This window comes from Bradyrhizobium sp. HKCCYLRH2047 (assembly GCF_051168175.1).
In the GTDB taxonomy this organism is placed as follows: domain Bacteria; phylum Pseudomonadota; class Alphaproteobacteria; order Rhizobiales; family Xanthobacteraceae; genus Bradyrhizobium.
Genome location: NZ_JBNPUM010000002.1, coordinates 157,601 through 181,493, shown reverse-complemented (window position 1 = coordinate 181,493; position 23,893 = coordinate 157,601). Strand labels below are relative to the sequence as shown.

At 65.5% G+C, this 23,893-nt stretch carries 18 protein-coding genes; 11 read left to right on the top strand and 7 right to left on the bottom strand.

The annotated features are described in order from the left end of the window. Positions 1 to 11 precede the first annotated feature (11 nt). The 6 genes from ACQR1D_RS04435 (at position 12) to ACQR1D_RS04410 (ending at position 10,189) form a co-directional block, all read left to right on the top strand. Positions 12 to 323 (top strand): hypothetical protein, encoded by a 312-nt coding sequence (locus tag ACQR1D_RS04435; RefSeq protein ID WP_315801510.1) that lies wholly within the window; start codon positions 12 to 14, stop codon positions 321 to 323. Between the two features lie 219 nt (positions 324 to 542). Then, positions 543 to 1,277 carry a porin family protein gene (locus ACQR1D_RS04430; protein ID WP_315801511.1) on the top strand — a complete coding sequence of 245 codons (735 nt, stop codon included), beginning with the start codon at positions 543 to 545 and terminating at the stop codon, positions 1,275 to 1,277. A gap of 243 nt (positions 1,278 to 1,520) precedes the next feature. Next, positions 1,521 to 3,659: a methyl-accepting chemotaxis protein gene (locus ACQR1D_RS04425; RefSeq protein WP_434838085.1), complete on the top strand. Its 2,139-nt coding sequence runs from the start codon at positions 1,521 to 1,523 to the stop codon at positions 3,657 to 3,659. A gap of 253 nt (positions 3,660 to 3,912) precedes the next feature. After that, the gene (locus tag ACQR1D_RS04420; RefSeq protein WP_434838086.1) at positions 3,913 to 4,971 is read left to right on the top strand and encodes an MBL fold metallo-hydrolase; all 1,059 of its coding nucleotides are present in this window, start codon (positions 3,913 to 3,915) and stop codon (positions 4,969 to 4,971) included. Between the two features lie 209 nt (positions 4,972 to 5,180). After that, on the top strand, positions 5,181 to 6,410 hold the full coding sequence (hemA, locus tag ACQR1D_RS04415; protein ID WP_434838087.1) for a 5-aminolevulinate synthase: 1,230 nt from the start codon (positions 5,181 to 5,183) through the stop codon (positions 6,408 to 6,410). Between the two features lie 269 nt (positions 6,411 to 6,679). Continuing rightward, positions 6,680 to 10,189 carry a PAS domain-containing hybrid sensor histidine kinase/response regulator gene (locus ACQR1D_RS04410; protein ID WP_315801515.1) on the top strand — a complete coding sequence of 1,170 codons (3,510 nt, stop codon included), beginning with the start codon at positions 6,680 to 6,682 and terminating at the stop codon, positions 10,187 to 10,189. Between the two features lie 30 nt (positions 10,190 to 10,219). On the opposite strand, the gene ACQR1D_RS04405 is transcribed toward ACQR1D_RS04410, so the two are convergent. Continuing rightward, a complete protein-coding gene (locus ACQR1D_RS04405) occupies positions 10,220 to 11,020 on the bottom strand; it encodes an AraC family transcriptional regulator (RefSeq protein ID WP_315801516.1) in 801 nt (266 codons plus the stop codon). A 93-nt stretch (positions 11,021 to 11,113) separates the two neighbouring features. Here ACQR1D_RS04405 and ACQR1D_RS04400 point away from each other — a divergent pair, with 93 nt between their 5' ends. After that, positions 11,114 to 11,665 carry a carboxymuconolactone decarboxylase family protein gene (locus ACQR1D_RS04400; protein ID WP_316218204.1) on the top strand — a complete coding sequence of 184 codons (552 nt, stop codon included), beginning with the start codon at positions 11,114 to 11,116 and terminating at the stop codon, positions 11,663 to 11,665. Positions 11,666 to 11,811: 146 nt separating this feature from the next. Here ACQR1D_RS04400 and ACQR1D_RS04395 read toward each other — a convergent pair whose 3' ends face one another. Next, on the bottom strand, positions 11,812 to 12,723 hold the full coding sequence (locus ACQR1D_RS04395; RefSeq protein ID WP_434838088.1) for a LysR family transcriptional regulator: 912 nt from the start codon (positions 12,721 to 12,723) through the stop codon (positions 11,812 to 11,814). 106 nt (positions 12,724 to 12,829) lie between these two features. Here ACQR1D_RS04395 and ACQR1D_RS04390 point away from each other — a divergent pair, with 106 nt between their 5' ends. The 3 genes from ACQR1D_RS04390 (at position 12,830) to ACQR1D_RS04380 (ending at position 16,055) form a co-directional block, all read left to right on the top strand. Continuing rightward, complete coding sequence (locus ACQR1D_RS04390) at positions 12,830 to 13,801, top strand: alpha/beta fold hydrolase (protein WP_316237318.1); 972 nt, start codon at positions 12,830 to 12,832, stop codon at positions 13,799 to 13,801. A gap of 40 nt (positions 13,802 to 13,841) precedes the next feature. Continuing rightward, positions 13,842 to 14,654, top strand: coding sequence for an alpha/beta fold hydrolase (locus ACQR1D_RS04385; RefSeq protein ID WP_434874794.1), 813 nt, complete (start codon positions 13,842 to 13,844; stop codon positions 14,652 to 14,654). A 228-nt stretch (positions 14,655 to 14,882) separates the two neighbouring features. After that, positions 14,883 to 16,055, top strand: a complete 1,173-nt coding sequence (locus ACQR1D_RS04380) for a hypothetical protein (RefSeq protein WP_434874793.1) — start codon at positions 14,883 to 14,885, stop codon at positions 16,053 to 16,055. Here the strand turns inward: ACQR1D_RS04380 and ACQR1D_RS04375 are convergent. Both ACQR1D_RS04375 and ACQR1D_RS04370 read right to left on the bottom strand, forming a co-directional pair. Further along, a complete protein-coding gene (locus ACQR1D_RS04375; protein ID WP_434893794.1) occupies positions 16,049 to 18,094 on the bottom strand; it encodes an acyltransferase family protein in 2,046 nt (681 codons plus the stop codon). The genes ACQR1D_RS04380 and ACQR1D_RS04375 overlap by 7 nt on opposite strands. Before the next feature lie 1,033 nt (positions 18,095 to 19,127). After that, positions 19,128 to 19,802 carry a response regulator transcription factor gene (locus tag ACQR1D_RS04370; RefSeq protein WP_316181924.1) on the bottom strand — a complete coding sequence of 225 codons (675 nt, stop codon included), beginning with the start codon at positions 19,800 to 19,802 and terminating at the stop codon, positions 19,128 to 19,130. Between the two features lie 353 nt (positions 19,803 to 20,155). Here ACQR1D_RS04370 and ACQR1D_RS04365 point away from each other — a divergent pair, with 353 nt between their 5' ends. After that, a complete protein-coding gene (locus ACQR1D_RS04365) occupies positions 20,156 to 21,826 on the top strand; it encodes an MFS transporter (RefSeq protein ID WP_315801525.1) in 1,671 nt (556 codons plus the stop codon). Between the two features lie 106 nt (positions 21,827 to 21,932). Here the strand turns inward: ACQR1D_RS04365 and ACQR1D_RS04360 are convergent, their stop codons facing one another. The 3 genes from ACQR1D_RS04360 to ACQR1D_RS04350 all read right to left on the bottom strand — a co-directional run bounded on the left by ACQR1D_RS04360 (position 21,933) and on the right by ACQR1D_RS04350 (position 23,705). Next, positions 21,933 to 22,400, bottom strand: a complete 468-nt coding sequence (locus ACQR1D_RS04360) for a secondary thiamine-phosphate synthase enzyme YjbQ (RefSeq protein WP_316218198.1) — start codon at positions 22,398 to 22,400, stop codon at positions 21,933 to 21,935. 24 nt (positions 22,401 to 22,424) lie between these two features. Beyond that, positions 22,425 to 22,979 (bottom strand): hypothetical protein, encoded by a 555-nt coding sequence (locus ACQR1D_RS04355; RefSeq protein WP_434893795.1) that lies wholly within the window; start codon positions 22,977 to 22,979, stop codon positions 22,425 to 22,427. A gap of 102 nt (positions 22,980 to 23,081) precedes the next feature. Then, positions 23,082 to 23,705 (bottom strand): 2-hydroxychromene-2-carboxylate isomerase, encoded by a 624-nt coding sequence (locus ACQR1D_RS04350; RefSeq protein WP_434893796.1) that lies wholly within the window; start codon positions 23,703 to 23,705, stop codon positions 23,082 to 23,084. Positions 23,706 to 23,893 lie beyond the last annotated feature (188 nt).

Sequence of the window (23,893 nt, the reverse complement as noted above, 5' to 3'; positions counted from 1 at the left end):
CAGGAGCCACCATGTCGAAACCCATCCCGGACAAGGCCGAGATCGCGCTCGAATATCCCGACAAGTTCTATGCCGGCACGTTCGAGCATTCCTCGCGGTTCGAAGCCCATCTCGAATCATCCGGCCTGGCATTGACCCTGGAGCGGCCCGGCCCCGAGGACGTCCGAAAATCGATCCGCATGCATCTGCACTTTGGACTGCTCGCCGGGATTCTTCGCGAGCTCGCCGCCGGCATCGCTTCGATGCCCAAGGACGACATCGTTCATCGCGAGCAGCTGCGCGACGCAGTCGCGGATCTGCATCGAGCCCTTAACGCGCCTTAACCGGTTGTGCCGCGACGGCACAGCAAGGCGCGGCGTTAACTCCCGGTTCAGCCTTCGTTAGTGCATTGCTAACTACGCCAGAACCTTTGCCCGGAGAAAGTCGGGTTGGAAGCCGGTGTGCTGCGCGAGTGACAGCATTTTACTCAAAAGCGATCTATCTCCGATCCATCGACGGCGCGCGACGCGCGAGCCTTGTTAGTTGAGTATCGGAGACCCGCCATGAAGAAGATCCTGTTCGCAACCGTTGCAGTCGCCGCGCTGGCTTCGGCCCAGTCCGCTTTCGCCGCCGATCTCGGCGCCCGGACCTACCCCTACGCCACCAAGGCGCCGCCGGCCTACGCCGCTCCGATCTACAACTGGACCGGCTTCTATCTCGGCGCCCATCTCGGCGGCGCGTTCTCCAGCGACAACAATTTCTCCGGCCTCGCCACCGGCAACAACTCCAACGGCCGCTTCCTGGGCGGCGTGCAGGTCGGCGCCGACTGGCAGTTCGCCCCGACCTGGGTGATCGGCGCGGAAGGCCAGTACAGCTGGCTGAGCGGAAGCGTCGGAGCAGCATTCCCGGGCGGCTACGCCTACACCAACAGCCAGCGCGGCCTCGGCTCGATCACCGGCCGCTTCGGCTACACCTGGGGTCCGGGCCTGCTCTACGTGAAGGGCGGCTATGCCTATTCCGACAACAACGAGAAGGTGACGTTCGCCGGAACGCCGGTCGGCTTCGCGACCAGCGGCGACCACCGCAACGGCTGGACCGTCGGCGCCGGCCTCGAATACATGTTCGCGCCCAACTGGTCGGCCAAGGCCGAGTATCAGTACTACAATTTCGGCAGCGCCACCTTCACGGCGCCCGCCGCGCTGGTCCCGACCGGCAGCTTCACCACCGACGACCACACCTTCAAGGCTGGCGTGAACTACCGCTTCAACTGGGGCGCTCCGCTCGCGGCCCGCTACTGATCCGCAGGCGTCAAATAACAACAAACGACGGGAAGGCCGGCAGCGATGCCGGCCTTTTCTGTCATAGGTTATCGAAAGCGCGGCCGAACAATCCCTTCCATCCCGTTAAATGCCGCGCGGTGAAATGCGAAAATCCGCGAAAATTCGGCACGCCCTGAGTAGTTTCCCTGATTTGTTAACCGCCGGCCCCGATACTGCCTGCAAGCAACAGCTACAAATAGTGCATATTGGGGGACACCAGAGATGGCGATTCGGTTCAGCTTCAGCAGGATGCTCGGGGCGCTGCGACCCAAATGGGGCGTCCGCGGCAGCCTGTTCGCAGCCTTCGCGGTGATCGCCGGCATGGCGATCGCGATCAGCGTCGCTGCGGGACTGATGCTGCGCCACGTCGGCGGCGCCATGGTCGAGCTCTCGGGCCGCGACATTCCGCGCCTGACCTCGAGCCTGCAACTGCTGGCGCAGAGCTCCAGCTTGGCGAGCCTCGGCCCGGCGCTGCTGCAGTCCCAGAGCGAGGACGCGCTCAACGATCGCCTGAAGAGGATGCAGGAGATCCAGAAGACCACGCAGGAGCGGCTGAGCGAGATCAGCGCGCTCGGCGCCGCGAAAAGCGTGGTGGCGCCGCTCGCCGAGACCATCAAGAACATCAACGAGGCCAATCAGAGCCTGGTGTCGGCGGCGCGCGAGCGGCTCGACGTCGCAGCCCTTCACAACAAGCAGTATGACGCCCTGCGCAAGGCGCAGGCGGAGTTCACCGCCGCCGCCAACGAGCCGATGCTGGACGCGCAGACGCAGCTCAACGCCGTGCTCGGCGCGGCCGAGGTGTCGGCGGACGACGCGACGGCCGCCGCCCGCTTCGTCGAGCAGCTCGGCAACGTGATCGCATCCGGCAACCTGCTGGTGGCGCAGATGGCCGCCGCGCTCTCGGCCAACGACAGCGACACGCTGGAGACGATCGAGCGGCAGTTCAAGGAGGCGCTGGCGCAGCTCAAATCCAATCTCGAACTGCTGCCGACCGGCCGCAGCACCAAGGCGATCCACGACGCCGCGCTGAAGCTCGCCGCGCTCGGCGAGGGCAAGACCCGCGTGTTCAAGACCCGCGAGAAGGAGCTCGACGCCAACGACTACGGCCAGACCGTGCTGGAGGAGACGCGCAAGCTGAATGTCGGCCTCGACATCAGCGTGCAGCAGCTCGTCGAAGGCGTTCGCAAGTCGACCGAAGGTGCCACCTCCACGGCGGGCCGCGACATCGAGCTGGCGACGCTCGGCATGGTCGGCGCCGGCGCAGCCACGCTGCTCGGCTCGGTGCTGTTCGTCTGGCTCTATGTCGGCGGCAACATCCTGCGCCGCATCAAGCGGCTGCAGCAGGCGATGCAGACGCTGTCGAGCGGCGATCTCGACACCGAGATCGCGGCCTCGAAGCAGCGCGACGAGATCGGCGCGATGGTCGACACCCTGCAGGTGTTCCGCGAAAACATGGTCCGTGCCCGCACCCTGGCCGCCGAGCAGGACCGCGAGAATGCCGCCAAGGCCGAGCGCGCCGCGCGCATGGAGGCCCAGATCGCCACGTTCGAGGCGACGGTGCGCAGCGCCCTCGGCACGCTGCAGAACTCCGCCACGGCCATGCAGGCGACCGCACAGAGCATGTCGCAGACCGCCGACCAGTCCAACTCGCTGGTCAATGCGGTCGCGGCGGCTGCCGAGGAGACTTCGGTCAACGTCCAGACCGTGTCGGCCGGCACCGAGCAATTGTCGTCGTCGATCGCGGAGATCAGCCGCCAGGTCGTGACCTCGGCCCAGATCGCCAAGAAGGCGGTCGAGGAAGCCGGCGCCACCGACTCGACGATGCAGGGGCTCGCCGACAATGCGAGCCGCGTCAGCGTCGTCGTCGACCTGATCCAGGCGATCGCCTCGCAGACCAACCTGCTCGCGCTCAACGCCACCATCGAGGCGGCGCGCGCCGGCGAGGCCGGGCGCGGCTTCGCGGTGGTCGCGCAGGAGGTGAAGAGCCTGGCGAGCCAGACCGCCAAGGCCACCGACGAGATCCGTTCGCAGATCGCGAGCATGCAGCAGGTCGCCTCGTCGGCCGTGTCGGCGATACGCAACATCGGCGGGACCATCGCCGAGATTGACAACGTCACCACCGCGATCGCCGCCGCCGTGGAGCAGCAGGGAACGGCGACGCACGAGATCGCCCGCAACATCCAGCAGGCGGCCTCCGGCACCACCGAGGTCTCCAACAACATCACCGGCGTCTCCAGCGCCTCGGCCCAGGCCGGCACCTCCGCCAACGAGGTGCTCAGCGCCTCGGAGGCGCTGCGCCGCGAGGCGGAGACGCTGCGCGCGGAGGTCGACGCGTTCCTGACCAACATCAGGGCGGCGTAGTCGATATCGGGCCTCGCCCTTCGAGACGCCGGCCTGCGGCCGGCTCCTCAGGGTGAGGAGGCGCAGGTCGCTTTGCGGCCAACCGGGCGTGGGATCGAAGCGCCGACCCTCAACCCTCATGGTGAGGAGGCGCGCAGCGCCGTCTCGAACCATGAGGCCCGGCCTGCCGCGTCCCGGAATGCCGTCCAGCCATGCCGCTTCCATCGCGTTTTTCGGCTGGCGCTCGCCCGCGGCGGCCGTTAATCGATGAGGCATGACCAAGACAGACACCGTTCCCTCCTCCGCTGAAGCCCTGCGCTATCCCTGGGAGCAGCATCCCGGTGAGGACCAGGTCGTCGAGGTCGCGCCCGGCGTGCTGTGGCTGCGCCTGAAGCTGCCGTTCCGCCTCAACCATGTGAACATCTATCTGCTCGCCGACGGCGATGGCTGGGTCGCGGTGGACTCCGGCTTCGGCAACGAGGAATCGATCGGCGCCTGGACGCGGCTGCTCGATGGCCCGCTGAAGCACGTGAAGATCACCCGGCTGATCGTGACGCATTCTCATCCCGACCATGTCGGGCTCGCCGGCTGGATCGTCGAGCGCTTCGCCTGCCCGCTGGTGATGTCGCAGGTCGAGTACCTGCAGTCGGTCTATCACCAGAACCGCGGCACCGAGGAGCGCCGCAATGCGCAGCGGCTGTTCTTCCGCCGCCACGGCATGGACGAAACGTTGACCGACAAGCTGCTCGGCCGCGGCCAGGAATATCTGCAGCGCGTCTCGGTGCTGCCGGCCTCCTACCGCCGCATCTCCCATGGCGACGAGATCCAGATCGGCAGCCGGCGCTTCAAGGTCATCACCGGCGGCGGTCACGCGCTCGACCAGGTCATGCTGTACTGCGCCGCCGACAAGCTGTTCCTGTCCGCCGACCAGGTGCTGAGCAAGATCTCGCCGAATGTCAGCGTCTGGGCGGTCGAGCCGGACCAGAACTCGCTCGGCGAGTATCTGGCGTCGCTGGCGAGCCTCACCACCACCCTGCCCTATGACGTGCTGGTGCTGCCCGGCCACGGCGTGCCGTTCTACGGGCTGAAGACGCGCATCAAGCAGCTCGCCGACCACCATGAGGAGCGCTGCCGGATGATCGCGGACGCCTGCCGCGACGAGACCAAGACCTCGGCGCAGCTCGTACCGGTCGTGTTCCATAAGCACGTGCTCGATGCGCATCAGATGGGCTTCGCCGCCGGCGAGCTGATCGCGCATGTCAACTACATGCTGGTCGAGGGCCGCCTGACCGCCGGCGACGTCGACGGCGTGCTGCATTATCGCACCACCTGAGGCTGCGGGGCCGCAACGCCGCCGCGTCGCCGCAATCCTGGCGCCGTTCAGCCGGGATCAGCTGCCCCTTGGACAAATCGCCCAATTCCCGCCGTGGGATTCCGGCTCGACAGCCGCTCTGGAAACGCTCTAAGAAGACCTCACGCCACGCATGCCGCGAGGTTTTCGCTTCAGGTGCTGCACTGCAGCGCGCCAGTTCGGGTTTCGTGATGGACTACAGCCAGTACTTCAGTGCCGCCCTCGGTCGCCTGCATGATGAGCGTCGCTACCGTGTCTTCGCCGATCTCGAACGCATCGCCGGCCGGTTCCCGCATGCGACCTGGCACTCGCCGAGCGGACCGCGCAATGTCGTGATCTGGTGCTCCAACGACTATCTCGGCATGGGCCAGCACCCCAGGGTGGTCGGCGCGATGGTCGAGACCGCGACCCGCGTCGGCACCGGCGCCGGCGGCACCCGCAACATCGCCGGAACCCATCATCCCCTGGTGCAGCTGGAAGCCGAGCTCGCCGACCTCCACGGCAAGGAAGCGGCGCTGCTGTTCACGTCAGGCTACGTCTCCAACCAGACCGGCATCGCCACGCTCGCCAAGCTGATTCCGGACTGCCTGATCCTGTCGGACGCGCTGAACCACAATTCGATGATCGAGGGCGTGCGCCAGTCCGGCTGCGAGCGCCAGATCTGGCGCCACAACGATCTCGCCCATCTCGAGCAGCTCCTGATCGCCGCCGGCCCGAACCGGCCGAAGCTGATCGCCTGCGAGAGCCTGTATTCGATGGACGGCGACGTCGCGCCGTTGGCTGAGATCTGCGATCTCGCCGAGCGCTACAACGCGATGACGTATGTCGACGAGGTGCATGCGGTCGGCATGTACGGCCCGCGCGGCGGCGGCATCGCCGAGCGCGACGGCGTCATGCACCGCATCGACATCCTCGAAGGCACGCTGGCCAAGGCATTCGGCTGCCTCGGCGGCTACATCGCCGCCAAGGGCGAGATCATCGATGCCGTGCGCTCCTACGCGCCGGGCTTCATCTTCACGACCGCGCTGCCGCCGCCGATCTGCTCGGCCGCGACGGCTGCGATCAAGCACCTGAAATCGTCGAACTGGGAGCGTGAACGCCACCAGGACCGCGCCGCGCGGGTGAAGGCGGTCCTCCACGCCGCCGGCCTGCCGGTGATGACCAACGACACCCACATCGTGCCGCTGTTCGTCGGCGATCCCGAGAAGTGCAAGCAGGCCTCCGATCTGCTGCTGGAAGAGCACGGCATCTACATCCAGCCGATCAACTACCCCACGGTCGCCAAGGGCACCGAGCGCCTGCGCATCACGCCCTCGCCCTACCACGACGACGGCCTGATCGACCGCCTGGCCGAGGCCCTGCTCCAGGTCTGGGAACGCCTGGGCCTGGCGCTGCACGAGAAGCCGCTGGCGGCGGAGTAGCCCCCGACCGCGCAACGCGAGCCGCCGCCACACACGCGGTGCGCTCCCATCCCCCTTGCGGGGAGGGGAGCCGACTAACCTCGCCGTGAGAGACCGACTCCCACAGGCTGTATTCGCCTAACCACATCCTTGCATCTGAGGCGCGCCCGCCCCTTAACGACGCCGCCTCATTCCAGCTTCCGCCGCCACATCCCTATCGCCCCGCCCCCCGCAAAGCGCTAAGTTTGCTGCTCGTCCAGAGGGATCGATCGAGGAGTTGGCGTCAACGCATGCTGCACGACTGGGGCGTGATCCTGGCCGCGTTCGGCTACATCGGGTTCCTGTTCCTGGTCGCCAGCCGCGGCAACCGGGCCGGTGAACGGCGGCCGTCACGGCTGGCCGGGCTGATCTACCCGCTGTCGCTCGCCATCTACTGCACGTCCTGGACCTTCTTCGGCTCGGTCGGCTTCGCCTCGCGCAACAGCGTCGACTTCCTCGCGATCTATCTCGGGCCGATCCTGATGGTCGGCGCCTGCACGCCGCTGCTGCGCCGAGTCATCCGCCTTGCCAAGTCGCAGAACATCACCTCGGTCGCCGACCTGATCGGCGCCCGCTACGGCAAGAGCCAGGCGGTGGCGGCGACCGTGGCGCTGATCGCGATCATCGGCTCGGTGCCCTACATCGCGCTGCAGCTCAAGGCGGTGGCATCGTCGCTCGAGACCATCATGGTCGACGACCGCGCCTTCGCCCATATCCCGATCGTCGGCGACATGGCGCTGATGGTGACCTTGGCGATGGCGATCTTCGCGGTGCTGTTCGGCACCCGCCAGACCGACGCCACCGAGCACCAGCACGGCCTGATGCTGGCGGTCGCGACCGAATCGATCATCAAGCTGGTCGCCTTCATCGCCGCCGGCGCCTTCGTCACCTTCGTTATGTTCTCGCCGGTCGAGCTGATCGAGCGTGCGATGAAATCGCCGGAGGCCGAGCGCGCGCTGGAATACGTGCCGGGCATCGGCAGCTTCCTGACCATGACCCTGCTGTCGTTCTGCGCCGCGATGCTGCTGCCGCGCCAGTTCCATGTCAGTGTGGTCGAGAACGCCGACGATGCCGAGGTGTCGCGCGCGCGCTGGCTGTTTCCGCTCTATCTCGTCGCGATCAATCTGTTCGTGATCCCGATCGCCCTCGCCGGCCTCATCACCTTCCCGTTCGGCGCCGTCGACAGCGACATGTATGTGCTGGCGCTGCCGATCGAGGCCAATTCGCAATGGCTGTCGGTGCTGGTCTTCGTCGGCGGATTGTCGGCGGCGACCGCGATGGTGATCGTCGAATGCGTCGCGCTGTCGATCATGGTCTGCAACGACATCGTCGTGCCGCTGGTGCTGCAGCGCCAGCAGGAGCAGCGCGAGATCGGCCGCGACTTCGCCGGCTTCCTGCTCGGCACCCGCCGCATCGCGATCTTCGCCATCATGGTGATGGCCTATTTCTACTATCGCGCGCTCGGCAACACCCAGCTCGCCGCGATCGGCCTGCTGTCGTTCGCCGCCATCGCGCAGCTCGCGCCGAGCTTCTTCGGCGGCCTGTTCTGGCGGCGCGCGACCGCGCGCGGCGCGATGGGCGGCATGCTGGTCGGCTTCGCCGTCTGGCTCTACACGCTGTTCATCCCGAGCTTCCTCGACACCTCGACCGCGGGCATCCTGTTTCTTCAGCACGGCCCGTTCGGGCTCGAGGCGCTCAGGCCGCAGGCGCTGCTCGGCACCGACCTGCCGCCGCTGCTGCATGGCGTGCTGTGGAGCCTGTCGCTCAATCTGCTGACCTACATCGTGCTGTCGCTGGCGCGGCAGCCGTCGTCGATCGAGCTGTTGCAGGCCGACATCTTCGTGCCGGCCGAGCTGACGCCGAGCGCACCGAGCTTCCGCCGCTGGCGCTCGACCGTGACGGTGCAGGACATCCAGAGCACGGTCGGCCAATATCTCGGCCCCGATCGCGCCCGCGCCTCGTTCGAGGCCTTCGCCGCCCAGCGCAACCTGCCGCTCGATCCGGCCGCGCCGGCCGATTTCGAGCTGCTGCGCCATGCCGAGCATCTGATCGCCTCCTCGATCGGCGCGGCGTCGTCGCGCCTGGTGATGTCGCTGCTCCTGCGCAAGCGCACGGTGTCGGCCAAGGCCGCGCTCAAGCTGCTCGACGATTCCCATGCCGCGCTGCATTTCAACCGCGAGATCCTGCAGACCGCGCTGAACCATGTGCGCCAGGGCATCGCGGTGTTCGACGCCGATCTGCAATTGATCTGCTCCAACGGCCAGTTCGTCGACCTGCTCGGGCTGCCGCCGGATCTGGTGCAGATCGGCAGCCCGCTGAAGGAAATCCTCGAATTCATGGGCACGATCGGCGCGCCCACCTATGAGGACGGCGAGGCGCTGCTGGCGCGCCGGCTCGCCGCCTACACCACCGAGGGCGAGCCTTATCTGGAACGCCTCGCCGACCGCCACATGGTGATCGAGGTCCGCACCAACCGCATGCCGGGTGGCGGCCTCGTCATCACCTTCACCGACGTCACGCCCTCGTTCGAGGCCGCCGAGGCACTGGAGCGCGCCAATGCGACGCTGGAAAAACGCGTCCGCGACCGCACCGAGGAGCTGACGCGGCTGAACTCGGAGCTGGCGCTGGCCAAGAGCGCCGCCGAGGACGCCAACATCTCCAAGACGCGCTTCCTTGCGGCGGCAAGCCACGACATCCTGCAGCCGCTGAACGCGGCGCGGCTCTACGTGACGAGCCTCGTCGAGCGGCAGACGGCCGGCGAGGATTCGCGCCTGGTCGAGAACATCGACGACTCGCTGGAAGCGATCGAGGAGATCCTCGGCGCGCTGCTCGACATCTCCCGGCTCGATGCCGGCGCGATGACGCCCTCGGTGTCGAGCTTCAAGATGGCCGATTTGATGCGCTCGCTGGAGATCGAGTTCGCGCCCGCCGCGCGCGCCAAGGGTCTGGAGCTGGTGTTCGTGCCGTCGTCGCTGCCGGTCGAGTCCGACCGCCTGCTGCTGCGCCGGCTGCTGCAGAACTTCATCTCCAACGCCATCAAGTACACGCCCAAGGGCCGCGTGCTGGTCGGCTGCCGCCGCCACGGCCAGTCGCTGCAGATCGGCGTCTACGACACCGGCGTCGGCATCCCCCCGGTGAAGCGCGGCGAGATCTTCAAGGAATTTCACCGCCTCGAGCAGGGCGCGCGGATCGCGCGCGGCCTCGGCCTGGGGCTGTCGATCGTCGAGCGCATCGCGCGCGTGCTCAATCACGGCATCGCGCTGGACTCGCGGCCCGGCCGCGGCTCGGTGTTCTCGGTCACGGTGCCGATTGCGAAAGCGATCAACCACACTGCCGCCGTCACCAGCGCGACGCCGCTGGCGACGACGCCGATTGCCGGCGCGCTGATCGTCTGCATCGAGAACGATCCGGCGATCCTCGACGGCATGAAGACCCTGCTGACGGCGTGGGACGCCGAGGTGATCGCCGTGCCTGATCCGGAGTCCGCGATGGAGGCGATCGCGGCGCGCGATGGCGCCGTCACTGGCCTGCTCGTCGACTACCATCTCGACCGCGGCAACGGCATCGCCGCCATCCGCGACATCCGCCGCCGCTTCAACGAGGCACTGCCCGCGATCCTGATCACCGCCGACCGCAGCCCCCACGTCCGCGCCGCTGCCCGCGACGACAACGTCGCCGTGCTCAACAAGCCGCTGAAGCCGGCGTCGCTGCGGGCGTTGTTGGGACAGTGGCGGATCCAGCAGATGGTGGCGGCGGAGTAGGAACGCCGGTCGGCGAAACGGCCGCTCGGGCTACCGCACCTCCCGCGGTGGGCGCCCCGACACCCGGCTGAACACACGCGAGAACGCCGCGGCGCTGTCGTAGCCGACCTGCGAAGCGACGCTCTTGACGGACTTGCCCTTGGCAAGCAGCTGCCGCGCCAGCGTCATGCGCCAAGCCGTCAGATAGTCGATCGGCGTTCGGCCGACGCGCGCCCGGAACAGATCGGCGAAGCGCGTGCGCGACATGCCGGCGATATCGGCGAGATCCTCGAGGCTCCACGCCCGGCCCGGCGCGTCATGGATCGCGGTCAGCGCCTTCGCCAGGCGCGGGTCAGCGAGCCCGGCGAGCACGCCGCTCTCGACCGCGCCGCTGGCGACGACGTCGCGGACGATCAGGATCAGCAGATAGTCGAACAGCCGGTCCAGCGCCGCCTGCCGACCGCCGCCATCGGCAAACCCCTCGGCGACCAGCAGGTCGCAGACCGGCGTGAGCGTCGGATGCCCGGCGAGCGGCAGCACCACGAGCTCGGGCAGTCCCTCACCGATCGGATTGCCCTCGGCGCCGCCGAGCTCGACGGTCGCGCAAACGAGATCGGCACCACGCTCGGGATCGACGACGAAGCGATGCGTCCGTCCGCGCGGAAAGAACATCAGGGTCGGCTCGTGCAGTTTCAAGTCGTCTGCGCCCGGCTGGGTCAGGGTCAGCACGCCGGCCTTGAACAGGTGCAGATGGCCCTCCGGTCCGAATTCCACGGTGTTGCAAAGGTTGCCGGAGAAGAAGGTCCGAGCCCGCGGCGTGACATGGGCAAACAGCGCGGCAAAAGGGTCCATGGGACGATCTGCAATGTTTCTGGCACCTAAAGCCACACATAGTCCGGCATGGAGGGGGCGTGCAAGCCCGCACCTCACACCAAGGATGTTCCCATGCCCCGCATTGCTCCCGTCGACACCGTCAGCGCCGATGCCGGCGTCGTCGCCACGCTGTCCGCCGTGAAGGCCAAGATCGGCATGACGCCGAACCTGTTCTCGACGCTCGCGCAGTCGGGCGCCGCGCTGAACGGCTACATCGCCTTCTCCGATGCACTCGCCAAGGGCGCGCTCACCGCGAGGCAACGCGAGATCGTCGCGCTCGCGGTCGCCCAGGCCAATGGCTGCGAATATTGTCTCTCGGCCCATTCGCTGATGGGCAAGGGCGCAGGCCTCAGCCCGGACGGCCTCCGCAAGGCTCGCGAAGGCACCGCTGATGACGCCATCGACGCAGCCGTCGCCCGCCTCGCGCGCCGCGTCGTCGACACCAAGGGACAGGTCGCCGACGCCGACCTCGCCACGGCGCGCGCGGCGGGTCTCGACGACGGCCGGCTGATCGAGATCATCGCGAACGTCGCGATCAACGTGCTGACGAACTACGTCAACAACGCCGCGCACACCGACATCGACTTCCCGAAGGTCGCGCTCGCCCTGCAGCCGGCCGGGTAAGGAAGCCTCCCAGACGATCCATGCCGTCGCGCACTGCATCTGACAGCGTCTGTTGACGGAGCATCCTCGAACATGGCACGGCGGCCGGGCGCAAACCCCGGCCGCTGTCGCTTGCGAGGGTCGCAGAACATCCTTTGAGGCAAGAACTAAGGTTCTCCCCTCGCGCCCATCCGCTCCACGAGATAGTCCACGAACACGCGGACGCGCGCGGGCATGTTGGGACCGCCGACGAACACGGCGTGGAAGACTTCCCTGTCGCCGGGATTGAACACCTCGAGCAGCGGCACCAGCCGCCCCTCTGCGATCGCGTTGCCGAGGCTGAAATCGCCGACGCGGGCGATGCCGACGCCATCGAGCGCGAGCTGGCTGAGCGTGTCGCCGCTGTTGGCTTCGACGGCGCCGCGCAGCTTCAGCGCATAGTTGACGCCGTCGCGGCGGAACGGCCACACCGGCTCGGCGCGGCGGAAGCTGAAGTTCAGGCAGTTGTGGTTGGTGAGGTCTTCCGGAGTCTGCGGCACGCCCCAGCGCGCCAGATAGTCCGGCGAGGCGACGATGGTGCGGCCATTGTCGCCGAGGCGCCGCGCGGTGAGCGCGCTGTCGGCCAGCGGACCGCCGCGAATGGCGACGTCGGCCTGGCCCGCCGCCACATCGACGAGGCCGTCGCTGAGATTGATGTCGACGAGGATGTTCGGATAGCGCCGCACGAACTCGCCGAGCAACGGCACGATGCAGATGCGGCCGTGCGACAGCGCGGCGCTGACCCGGATGCGCCCGCGCGGCGCGCCCTGATCCGCGATCGCTTGCTCGGCCTCGTCGAGATCGGCGAGAATGCGGCGGGCGGCCGCGAGATAGGCCAGGCCCTCGGCGGTCAGCGTGAGCACGCGCGTGGACCGCAGCAGCAGCCGCGCGCCGAGCCGCGCCTCGATGCGGTCGAGCGTGCGGCTGACGGCCGACGGCGTCAGCCCGAGGCCCCGGCCCGCGGCCGAGAAGCTGCCGCTGTCGGCGACCGCGCAGAACACCTCGAGATCCCGGGCGCGGTCCGCGCCGGACAGTACCATCTTTGCGTCCAGATCAAAAATCTTTGGCGTCACTACCCTCTAATACCGCGATTGGGGTTCGTCTAGCTTTGCGTGCATCACCACGATGCAACCTACGGAGACCGTCATGACCCTGCCCCGCCTGCTGCAACGAACCGCCCTCGCCGCCAGCGCGCTCACGATGCTGACCAGCGCCGCCCTCGCCGACGCGACCGAGGCGCCCGGCAAGTTCCCGAAGAGCTTCCGCACCCAGGAGATCCCGACCAACGGCACCACGCTCCACGTCCGCGTCGGCGGCACAGGACCCGCGGTGGTGCTGCTGCACGGCTATGGCGACACCGGCGACATGTGGGTGCCGCTCGCCGCCAAGCTCGCCGAGAACCACACCGTGATCGTGCCCGATTTGCGCGGCCTCGGCCTCTCCGCCCGCGCCGACAAGGGTTTCGAGAAGGCCAACCAGGCCGAGGACATCACCGGCGTCATGGACGCGCTGGGCGCGCGCACCGCCGAGGTCGTGGCCCACGACATCGGCAACATGGTCGCCTATGCGCTGGCAGCGCGGCATTCCGACCGCGTTACCAAGCTGGTGCTGATGGATGCGCCGGTGCCGGGCATCGGCCCGTGGGAGGAGATCCTCAAGAACCCGCTGCTGTGGCACTTCCGCTTCGGCGGCCCCGACATGGAGCGCCTGGTCGAGGGCCGCGAGCGCATCTATCTCGACCGCTTCTGGAACGAGTTCTCGGCCAACCCTGCGCATTTCCCGGAGGCCGCGCGCGTCCACTACGCGGAGCTCTATGCCGGCCCCGGGCGGATGCATGCCGGCTTCAGCCAGTTCGCCGCCTTCGATCAGGACGCCATCGACAACCGCGCCTGGCTCGCGGCCCATGGCAAGCTGACGATGCCGGTGCTGGCGATCGGCGGCGCGGCGTCCTTCGGCCCGACCATGGCGGTGGTGGCGCGGGCCGGCGCGAACAACGTGCAGGAGCAGGTCATCGAAGGCTCCGGCCATTGGCTGATGGAAGAGCAGCCCACCGCGACGGTCGCTGCGATCGACGCCTTCCTCAACGGGCAGCCGGCCGCCACGCCGTCGTCGCGCTGATCCTCGCGCAACTGATCCAACGCAGCAGAAGGCGCCGATCATGTCGACCCACGCTCTCGATGATGCGATCGGCGCGGCCAACGCCGCGCAAAAGCCTGCGGTCATCTTCATCCACGGCCTGTGGCTGAAGCCCAGCTCGTGGGACCGCTGGGCCGAGATGTTCGCCGCCGCGGGCTATGCCGCGCTGGCGCCCGGCTGGCCGGCGGAGGTGGGCGGCGCCGCAGCGCCCGAAACGATCGGCGAGGTGGCGGCGCACTTCGCCGCGATCGCGGGCGCGCTCGACCGGCGCCCCGCCGTGATCGGCCATTCCTTCGGCGGCCTGATCGCGCAGATCCTCGCCGGCCGCGGGCTGTCGGCGGCGACGGTCGCGATCGATCCGGCGCCATTCCGCGGCGTGCTGCCGCTGCCCGTCTCGGCGCTGCGCTCCGCCTGGCCGGTCCTGCAGAACCCGCTCAATGCCAACCGCAACGTCAGTCTTACCCCCGAACAATTCCGCTACGCGTTTGCGAACTCCGTGCCGGAAGCCGAGAGCGACGCATTATACGAAACCTACCAGGCGCCTGCCCCGGGCCGACCGATCTTCCAGGCCGCGGCCGCCAACCTCAATCCCTGGACCGAGGCCCACGTCGACAGCGAGGCCGTCGAACGCGGCCCGCTGCTGATCATCTCCGGCGAGCACGACCACACCGTGCCGCCCTCGGTCGCCCGCGCCGCCTACGATCGGCAGAAGCGCAACCAGCACGCCGTCACCGAATTCGCCCAATTCCCGCAACGCGGCCACTCGCTGACAATCGACAGCGGCTGGCGCGAGGTGGCGGAAACGGCGCTGGGGTTTGTGGGGCGGTTTCTTTAGCGTTCGGCCACTCCGTACTTTAGCGGGGGTCCACTCGACGACTACGATCTTGAGAGGGCCGGAGGAGGAACTGGCTCGAAAAACGGCGGGTTTGACCGAGTTGAAGCGAAGTCGGCGACCCAAACGCAGATCGCGGCAGTTGACACAGCCCATGGTTGAACCTTACCAGACAAAGCCTAGAAAGTTAGTTGATCCTAGATTTGAAATTTCCCGATTGGATTTGGTTTGGTGGGGCGATTTCTTTTCGTCTTGATTGTGCTTACGGGCACGCTCCTCAACGCGCAGTCACGCCCTATAGGGACTATCGGTCGGAGCGGCCCCCTTCCGCTTGCGTGCGACCAGAACATTATTGCGTTCGGAGGAAACATACGAATTACTCTTCCCGCGGCGACTGGCATCGAAGATGGATGCGATATCGTTCTCGTCAACGAAGAGTCCGATGCCGGCAAGCTCTTGATCGACTTCCCACAAGACATCAACCCACGGCTTTATCCAAACCAGTCGGTCGGAATAACAAGCTACAAAGGTCGTTGGATTTCGACGCACAAGCCCGGTCGATACAAAGTTCCGAATGGAAGTTTGAAGATCCTCGTCGATAATGACGGCGATGATGGCAACGACGGCATCAGCAGGCCAGTGAAGTATCTCGCTACCGCCGTTCAGCTGATCCAGCAGGACCTCGACACCCGCCAATCGCTCGTAACGATCGCGCCGACCATCGGCCAAACCTTCAAAGATGACGCGGTTGCCATTAGTGGGCAGCCCCTGGGCAGCAATTTGATCGCGCTATCTCCGAACGGAAACGGAACGATAAAGCTGGTGCATGCAGCGACGTGCATTACGGCAGGCGACAATGGTGAGCTGTTTCTATGGGCGGATCAATTTGGGCCGCAGGGGCAGATCGAGATGCACTGCAATAGGGACAACAACCCGAATACACCGCAAATGCTCGCACACAACAACGGAGTTTTCGACGGCTCAGGAAAGCTCGTCTTTCACGGATCTGGCGACAAGGATATCGCTATTTCGTTTGACGGTCCAACGGCAGGCTCGTCCTTCAATGGCGGAATCCAAGTCGCCGGTCATTTCGATATCGTCTGGCGCATGGAGCAAGGCGGAGGGCGGTTTACGCTAGGCTGCAGCTCTCAAGGATGCGCCAGCATAGAGCCGATAGCGGACGAGTCGGGCGACATGCCGAGCATCAACCGATTGTTTATGGTCATCGGGAGCGAACAGCTACGTATCGGTAATTGCCCCAGGAGGGATGGCTATCGCAAGGTGGGCCCATCCATTGTCGGAGGCAACGGCCTGCTCGTGAAGTTCGGCTGCTTTATCCCGGGTACGCCCGACGGCGTGCCACTGATGACGCAGAACGGAAAAGTGTACGACTCAGCTTACTGACTACCCAAAGACCTCAAAATCAGGGGGGCTAGCTGTTGGCGCGCCAACCAGACCGAGGCGAATGGGCGGAGGTGAACCGTATCAGCCGTGATCAGCCCTTCGCGACGGTTATCTCCGAGGAAAGCAAGGCACCCCTCTGCGCTACAGAACGCTTGCATTTCGTCCACGAAGTCGAAGGGCTCGTCGCGCTTCAGCTGCGATTGAAACTTTTTGGTGAACGACATCAACTCGTCATCGAGGTGACCCGGTATATACCGCGGGGTCGACTTCCAATACTCATCCAGAATGATTTTGTGCAGAAAGCGCTTCCAATGCGGCCGCTGACCAAGCACGAGCACCTTCTTGACGCCATACCCCTTCACCATCATCGAAAACTTGCGGATGTACTCGATGTCGAACGAGTTGTTCGATGAAAGCAACAGAACATCGGGCGGATCGATCTCAATCCGACGCAGCGCAAAGTAGTTCGCCATGTTGCAGTGGTGAGTTTCTATGATGTGCTCGATAATTGGACTGACTTGGCAGCCCGAACTGTGGATCAGCAGTACCGAGACATCTTTCGGAAGAACTTCATTGAGCCCGTAATATAGATCCGCAGCATTGGAATCTCCGATAATGAGCACACTCTTGTCGGAGTGCCGCATATAGCAACTGGGATCGATGGCCTTTCTTGGCGCGAGCGTGGGGACCGGACTATCCCAGGCGTAAAAGTTACAGCGGTTCTGCATGATATCCTGAGCCTCAGCCTGGATCAGCGGCGACCCGCCATAAAAATATGCCGCATATTCACGCTTGTCCTCGTCGTTGATCCGGCCCGGGAAACCCTGCATCGCGACATCGAGGAGCCCAAATGCGCCGATGGCGATCATCGCCATTGCTAGCCCTGGCACCATCCAGACCCGCCGCTCGCCAGACCGGATGGGCTTCTCGAGAAACTGATAGGTGCCCCACGCAAGCCCGACTGACGCACCGACCAACAACGTGATGACGGCCTGCGGGGGCGGCGAGGCTCCATAGTGGATGCGCGCAAAAGTCAGCAGCGGCCAGTGCCAAAGATACAATGGATAGCTGATCAGACCGATCCAGACCATGACTGGATTTGAGAGGAGCACCCGGTTGAGCCAAGCCCCCGGCCCGGCGAGGATGACCAGGTAGCTTCCAAGGACCGGCATCAGCGCCCACCAGCCCGGAAACTCTTGTCGGCGCGTGATCATGAGGACTGACGCACCAATCAGCGCGATGGCCGCGACCGAAACGAAGTCGCGGTAGAGCTTTCTCTCATCCACTCCGCCGCGTTCGAAGAGAACGGACGCCATCACCGTTGCGATGCCATTTTCGATCCACACTGCCGCCCGCGGCGTCGAAAATGCCAGATAGGCTAGAATACTGCCCGTCGACAGCTCCCAGAAGCGGGCGCCTGGGGAATAGAATGCAGCAACGGGGTTGGATGGCGTAGCCTTGATGTTGAAGACGAATGAAGCTGCAAACATTGCGACAAAAACCGTGAACAGGTTCAGGCGCAGCCGCCAGGCAATCCAGATCAGCGCCGGCCACACGAGATAGAACTGCTCCTCGATGCCAAGCGACCAGAGATGCAGCAGGATTTTGGTGTCTGCCGCAACGTCGAAATAGTTGGCTTCCTGCCACAGAGCAAAGTTGGAAACAAAGCCCGCGCCAGCGGCCACATGCTTACCGAGCAGACGGAAATCGTCTGGCAGTAGCAGAAGCGCGCCCGCTGCTAACGATGTGGCTAGCACGAGCGCGAGCGCGGGAAATATCCGTTTGATCCGCCGGGCGTAGAAGACCTGAAAGCTGAATGTGCCACTTTCCAGCCCGCCGAGAATAATTGATGTGATAAGGAAGCCCGATATCACGAAGAAGATGTCGACGCCGACAAAGCCGCTTCGGAGCGTGCCAGGAAAGGCGTGAAAGGCGACCACGGAGAGGACGGCGACAGCTCTCAATCCGTCGATGTCTGGTCGGTAGAGAGGCCCATGGACGGCGTCCCTGGCGTAGTGCACCTCGGCTGGTGAATGCATAACGACCCGCTCTCTTCCGCACGCGCCCAAATACTTCCGGCGCGAGCAAACTCATTAATCTGCAATTTTTTGGCGATCAAACCCGAAATGGTGACGTAAGCTCAAACCCCGCTGACATTTTCATGTCCCCTTGTGCACCCAGTCCTGTGGACCTCGGTCAGTTATCCCTCCTCTACGTCTGCCTCCGTTGTCCCCAGCGACGGCCGTTTGCCGTCAGCCGATGCTCGGATCAAACCCACCAGCGCGTCTCGGCAGAGCCACCGGCTGCTCGCAGCTTGAGCGCGATCAAGGACCGCGCGCGTTCGCTGGCTCCAAGAGTCCTCGGAACTCCAGTCCTGTTCAGCTATCGGTTCAGATCGACAAATTCACAGCCCGTCGAATCTTATTTCTTTTTCCCAGAAATCATGATACATGTTGCGCCATCCCGTGCCCGCCATGAGGGGCGCTTCGCGATCGTCACGAACGTGGGGCGCGGGATGCGGTGGGCGCGTCGGGTCGCAGCGGGCTTAGGTCTCGCGGACGAACGATCCGGTGCGCACGGTCAAGCCGTGTGGTCCTGGCATCCCGGTGCTGATGCCAAGTCCGTGACGACGATGTTGCGGATGACGGGGGCAAGAACGCCGGTCCCCGGGGAGAGCTCGGAGCAGCCGTCAAAACCATCGCGCAGGGAGGGCCGGGCGTGTTCGGCCAGACCTGTGGTGACTGCCGCCTGCTTTTTTTCTGCAGGCGGGCCACGGGCGCGGCCAGCGCCCGGCCTTCCCTGCGCCCTCTGCTTTCGAGAGGGCGAAAGATCAGCAAAGCTCGGACGCGAGACGCGTCGCGAGGCTGAGAAGGTGTGTCGCGATGGATCATCAAATGAGGCGAACTTCACGTCTGAATAAGACGTTCGCCCCTCACCCTGAGGAGCCCGCCGCAGGCGGGCGTCTCGAAGGGCGAGGCCCGGACGGTGGCCTCATGGTTCGAGACGGCGCTGCGCGCCTCCTCACCATGAGGGTCAAGCTCGGAGATCGGCGCCCGACGCGCGAAAACCCCGTCACTTCCCCGTCGGCGTATCCTGCCGCCAGGCGCTGCCCGCGATCTTCGCGGCCGCGATCACCGCCTGGGTCCGGCTCTCGACGCCGAGCTTCTGCAGAATGGCCGAGACGTGCGCCTTGATGGTCGCCTCGGAGACGCCGAGCTCGTAGGCGATCTGCTTGTTGAGCAGGCCCTGCGACAGCATCATCAGCACGCGCACCTGCTGCGGGGTCAAGGTGACCAGGCGGTCGCGCAGCCTGGTCATTTCAGGATCGGCGCCGGCGGCCAGGTCGGTGTCGGGCGGCACCCAGACCTCGCCGTCCATCACCTTCTTGATGGCATCGCGCAAGGTGTCGACGCCGAACCGCTTCGGGATGAAGCCGGAGGCGCCGAAATCGAGCGAGCGGCGGATCGTCGCGCCGTCGTCGCTCGCCGACACGATGACGACCGGGATCGCCGGATATTGCGCGCGCAGATAGATCAGGCCCGAGAAGCCGGAGATGCCGGGCATGGTGAGGTCGAGCAGCACCAGATCGACCTCGGAATCCTTTTCCAGCAAAGCGGTGAGGTCCTCGAACGAGCCGGCCTCGTCGACCACGGCCTCCGCGAGCACGCTCGCGACCGCCTGCCGCAAGGCATTGCGGAACAACGGGTGATCATCGGCAATGACGAGATGAGTGCTGGCAGCCGCCATGAATCCAGACTTGACCTTGCGAGACCGACGACATGCTGCAACTGCACGCGCCCGGTTTTCCGTAAAATACTCGCCCGGCCACCGGTTGCATGCAAGCGTGCAATTCCACTTGCAGGGAAGGCGGTTAATCCGAACCTTGTGCAACGCAATATCGATAGCGCGTCGGCCGCTCAGCGAACTTGATCCGCCGCAATGTCCCCATCTTTCCCGCGCGCCGCAGAGGGCAGAGCCGAAAGTCGTATTGGGGCGAGTTTCACTGCAATGTTACTGAAGAGCAAGGTCTCCGCGACCTGCGCCGTCCAAGTCCGGCATGCGGAGGCGAAAGCCATCATCACAACAATCATGGGGAGCGAATGCCGATGTCAACAATGGTAGCCACACAAGCGAGAGCTGGAGGCATGACGAAGGACGAACGCTTCGTCATTCTGGCCTCCTCTCTCGGCACCGTCTTCGAGTGGTACGACTTCTATCTCTACGGGTCGCTGGCCTCGATCATCGGCGCGCAGTTCTTCAGCGACTATCCGCCGGCCACCCGCGACATTTTCGCACTGCTCGCCTTCGCCGCCGGCTTCCTGGTGCGTCCGTTCGGCGCCATCGTGTTCGGCCGCATCGGCGACATCGTCGGCCGCAAATACACCTTCCTGGTCACGATCCTGATCATGGGCCTGTCGACCTTCATCGTCGGCCTGCTGCCGAACGCCGCGACCATCGGCTTCGCGGCGCCGGTGATCCTGATCGGCCTGCGCCTGCTGCAGGGCCTCGCGCTCGGCGGCGAGTATGGCGGTGCCGCGACCTATGTCGCCGAGCACGCCCCGATGGGCAAGCGCGGCTACTACACCTCCTTCATCCAGACGACGGCGACGATGGGCCTGTTCCTGTCGCTGCTGGTCATCCTGTTCACCCGCACCATCATCGGCGAGGCCGACTTCGCCAAATGGGGCTGGCGCATTCCGTTCCTGGTCTCGGTGCTGCTGCTTGGCGTCTCCGTCTGGATCCGTCTGCGCCTGAACGAATCGCCCGTGTTCCAGAAGATGAAGGACGAGGGCAAGAGCTCGAAGGCGCCGCTGACGGAAGCGTTCGCGAACTGGGGCAACGCCAAGATCGTGTTGCTGGCGCTGATCGGCGCCACGATGGGCCAGGGCGTGGTCTGGTACACCGGCCAGTTCTACGCGCTGTTCTTCCTGCAATCGATCCTGAAGGTCGACGGCTACACCGCCAACCTGCTGATCGCCTGGTCGCTGCTGCTCGGCACCGGCTTCTTCATCGTGTTCGGCATGCTGTCCGACAAGATCGGCCGCAAGCCGATCATCATGGGCGGCTGTCTGATCGCGGCGCTGACCTTCTTCCCGATCTTCAAGATGATCACCACCAACGCCAACCCGGCGCTGGAGAAGGCGATCGAGGCGACGAAGGTGGAAGTGGTGGCAGATCCCGCCGGCTGCGGCGATCTGTTCAACCCGGTCGGCACCCGCGTCTTCACCGCGCCTTGCGACACCGCCCGCGCCTTCCTGGCCCAGTCCTCGGTCAAGTACTCGACCGTTTATGGTCCGGCCGGCTCCGGCGTGAAGGTCACCTTCAACGGAAAGGAAGTGCCCTACACCGATGCGAAGACCAGCAACCCGGCGCTGACGGCCGCGATCGGCCAGGCCGGCTATCCGAAGGCGGGTGATCCGTCGATCGTGAAGATGGCGCATCCGTTCGACGTCTTCCGTCCGCAGGTCGCCGCGATCATCGGCCTGCTGTTCATCCTGGTGATCTTCGTCACCATGGTGTACGGCCCGATCGCCGCGATGCTGGTCGAGCTGTTCCCGACCAAGATCCGCTACACCTCGATGTCGCTGCCCTACCACATCGGCAACGGCTGGTTCGGCGGCCTGCTGCCGGCAACCGCCTTCGCGATCGTGGCCTCGACCGGCGACATCTATGCCGGCCTGTGGTACCCGATCTTCTTCGCGGTGATCACGGCGGTCGTCGGCTTCCTGTTCCTGCCGGAGACCAAGGACGTCGACATCCAGCAGCACTGATCAGGACGCGGGCGGCGACCCCGCCCGCATCTTCTTCGAACGGACGGCCGCGGATCGCTCCGCGGCCGTTCCGCATTTCAGACCCACGGATTTTCTCTTTATGGCCTCAGGCCGCGCCGATGAACTGCAACACCAGCTCGCGCCGATGCGGACGCGCGCGATGCTCGATCAGATAGAGCGCCTGCCAGGTGCCGAGCATCATGCGGCCGTCCTGCACCGGCACCTGCAGCGAGACCGAGCTCAGCATGGTCTTGATGTGCGCCGGCATGTCGTCGGGCCCCTCGGTGTCGTGCACCCAGCCGGCATCCTCCGGCGCCAGCCGCGCCAGCGCCGTGGTGAGATCGTGCAGCACGGTGGGATCGGCATTCTCCTGGATCGTCAGCGACGCCGAGGTGTGGCGAACGAACAGGGTCACCGCGCCTTCCCTGGCGGAGACTTCACGCAGGAATGCCTCGACCTCGCGCGTGAGATCGGTGAAGCCGCGGCCCGAAGTCTGCACCGTCAGGATCGACGTCACCACCGTATCGATCGCAGCGGCCGAAGGTGCCGTGCGCGAGGCCGATCGTGCCGACATGGATACAGCCTCCTCGAAGCGGTCTCAGATCCTGCCCGAGACGTCCTTCTGCACCCGCGTCGCCATGTCGAGCAACCGGCGCCACGCCTGCTCGAGGAACCCCATCATGCGGTCCATGTCCTGGTCGCTGGGCAGCGGGATCTCGAGCTTGCGCGTTCCATCAGCAGACTTCGACTCTCCGGCTCGAGGCTCCGCCTTCTTCAATTGATCGGACTTGGGCAGCGCCTGGTCCTTCGGCAGCGGCTCGTCGATCTTGCCGGAGATGCTCTGGTCGCGCGACGCGAGCTGGCCCTTGAGCTTTTCATTCTCCGCCTGCAGACGGCCGATCTCGGCGTCCAGCGCGGCGCGCTCATCAGGCACCGCGTAACAGGCAAAGCCCGATCCACCGCTGTTGTTGCACATCGAGACCGCACCGGTCTTGGTATCGAGCCGGATCACGCCGTCCGATGTCGTCGACATCGTGTAGCGTCCCTTGTCGCCGTCAGGCGTTGTGTCCTCGACCGCAAACGCCTCTCCGCCCAGGCAGCTCAACGCCAGCAGCGCGAGGAGGGGCGGCCGGTAGGGCTTCGTGGGACTCATGGCTGGCTCTCCCAGGCGCATTCGCAACCGCCGCCATGCACGCCGACATTGTGTCGCGGCCATGACGTTGCCTCAGGTGCGATCCGCTGCCACAGGCCGCACCTATGTTTCGGACGTATAGGCGGAGCGACCGGATTTCAACGCGTCCGCCAGCAGTTCGAGCCGGTCCTGCCCCCAGAATATCTCGCCATCCAGCACGTAGGCCGGCGATCCGAACACGTCGGCCGCGATCGCGTCCTGCCGGTTCTGCTCGTAGGCCGCCCCGACCACGTCCCTCGCCGCCTGCGTCACGAGATCGCGGCCCGGCAGTCCGGCTGCATCGGCCAGGCCGGCGATCACCTCGGCATCCGCAAGATTGAGCTGCTGCTCCCAGATGGCCGGGAAGGCGCGCTGCAGATAGAGCTCCGGATCGAGGCCGGCCTGCTGCGCCGCAATGACGACGCCGTCGGCGAGCCGGGCATTGAACGGCCAGTTGCTCGGCTGGATGTGGAAATCGAGACCGCGCTTGTCGCGCCACCGCTTCAGCTCGACGATGCGATAGCGCTGCCGCGCCGGATGGCGCTTGGCCAGCGGAAGCCCGCCGGTCTCGGCGAACAGATCCACCAGCATGACCGGCTTGAGGTTGACGCTCGCGCCGTGGCTCGCGGCGATGTCGCGGAACAGCCGGTGGCCGATATAGGCCCATGGCGACTGCAGCGAGAAATAGTAATCGATCTGGCGCGACATGCGGGTTCCCGTGCTGGTTGGAGTTCAGCGACATCGGATCAGAGGGCCCTGACAGGGGCAAGATCGCAGTTGCACAGAACACTGTTGATGCGGCGCGGTGACACGCGCGACCGATCTGACGAAAAAGCCGAGAAGACGAGCAGAATCAGGCACCTAACAGTTCAACACGCAATCTTGACTTGGGGGGA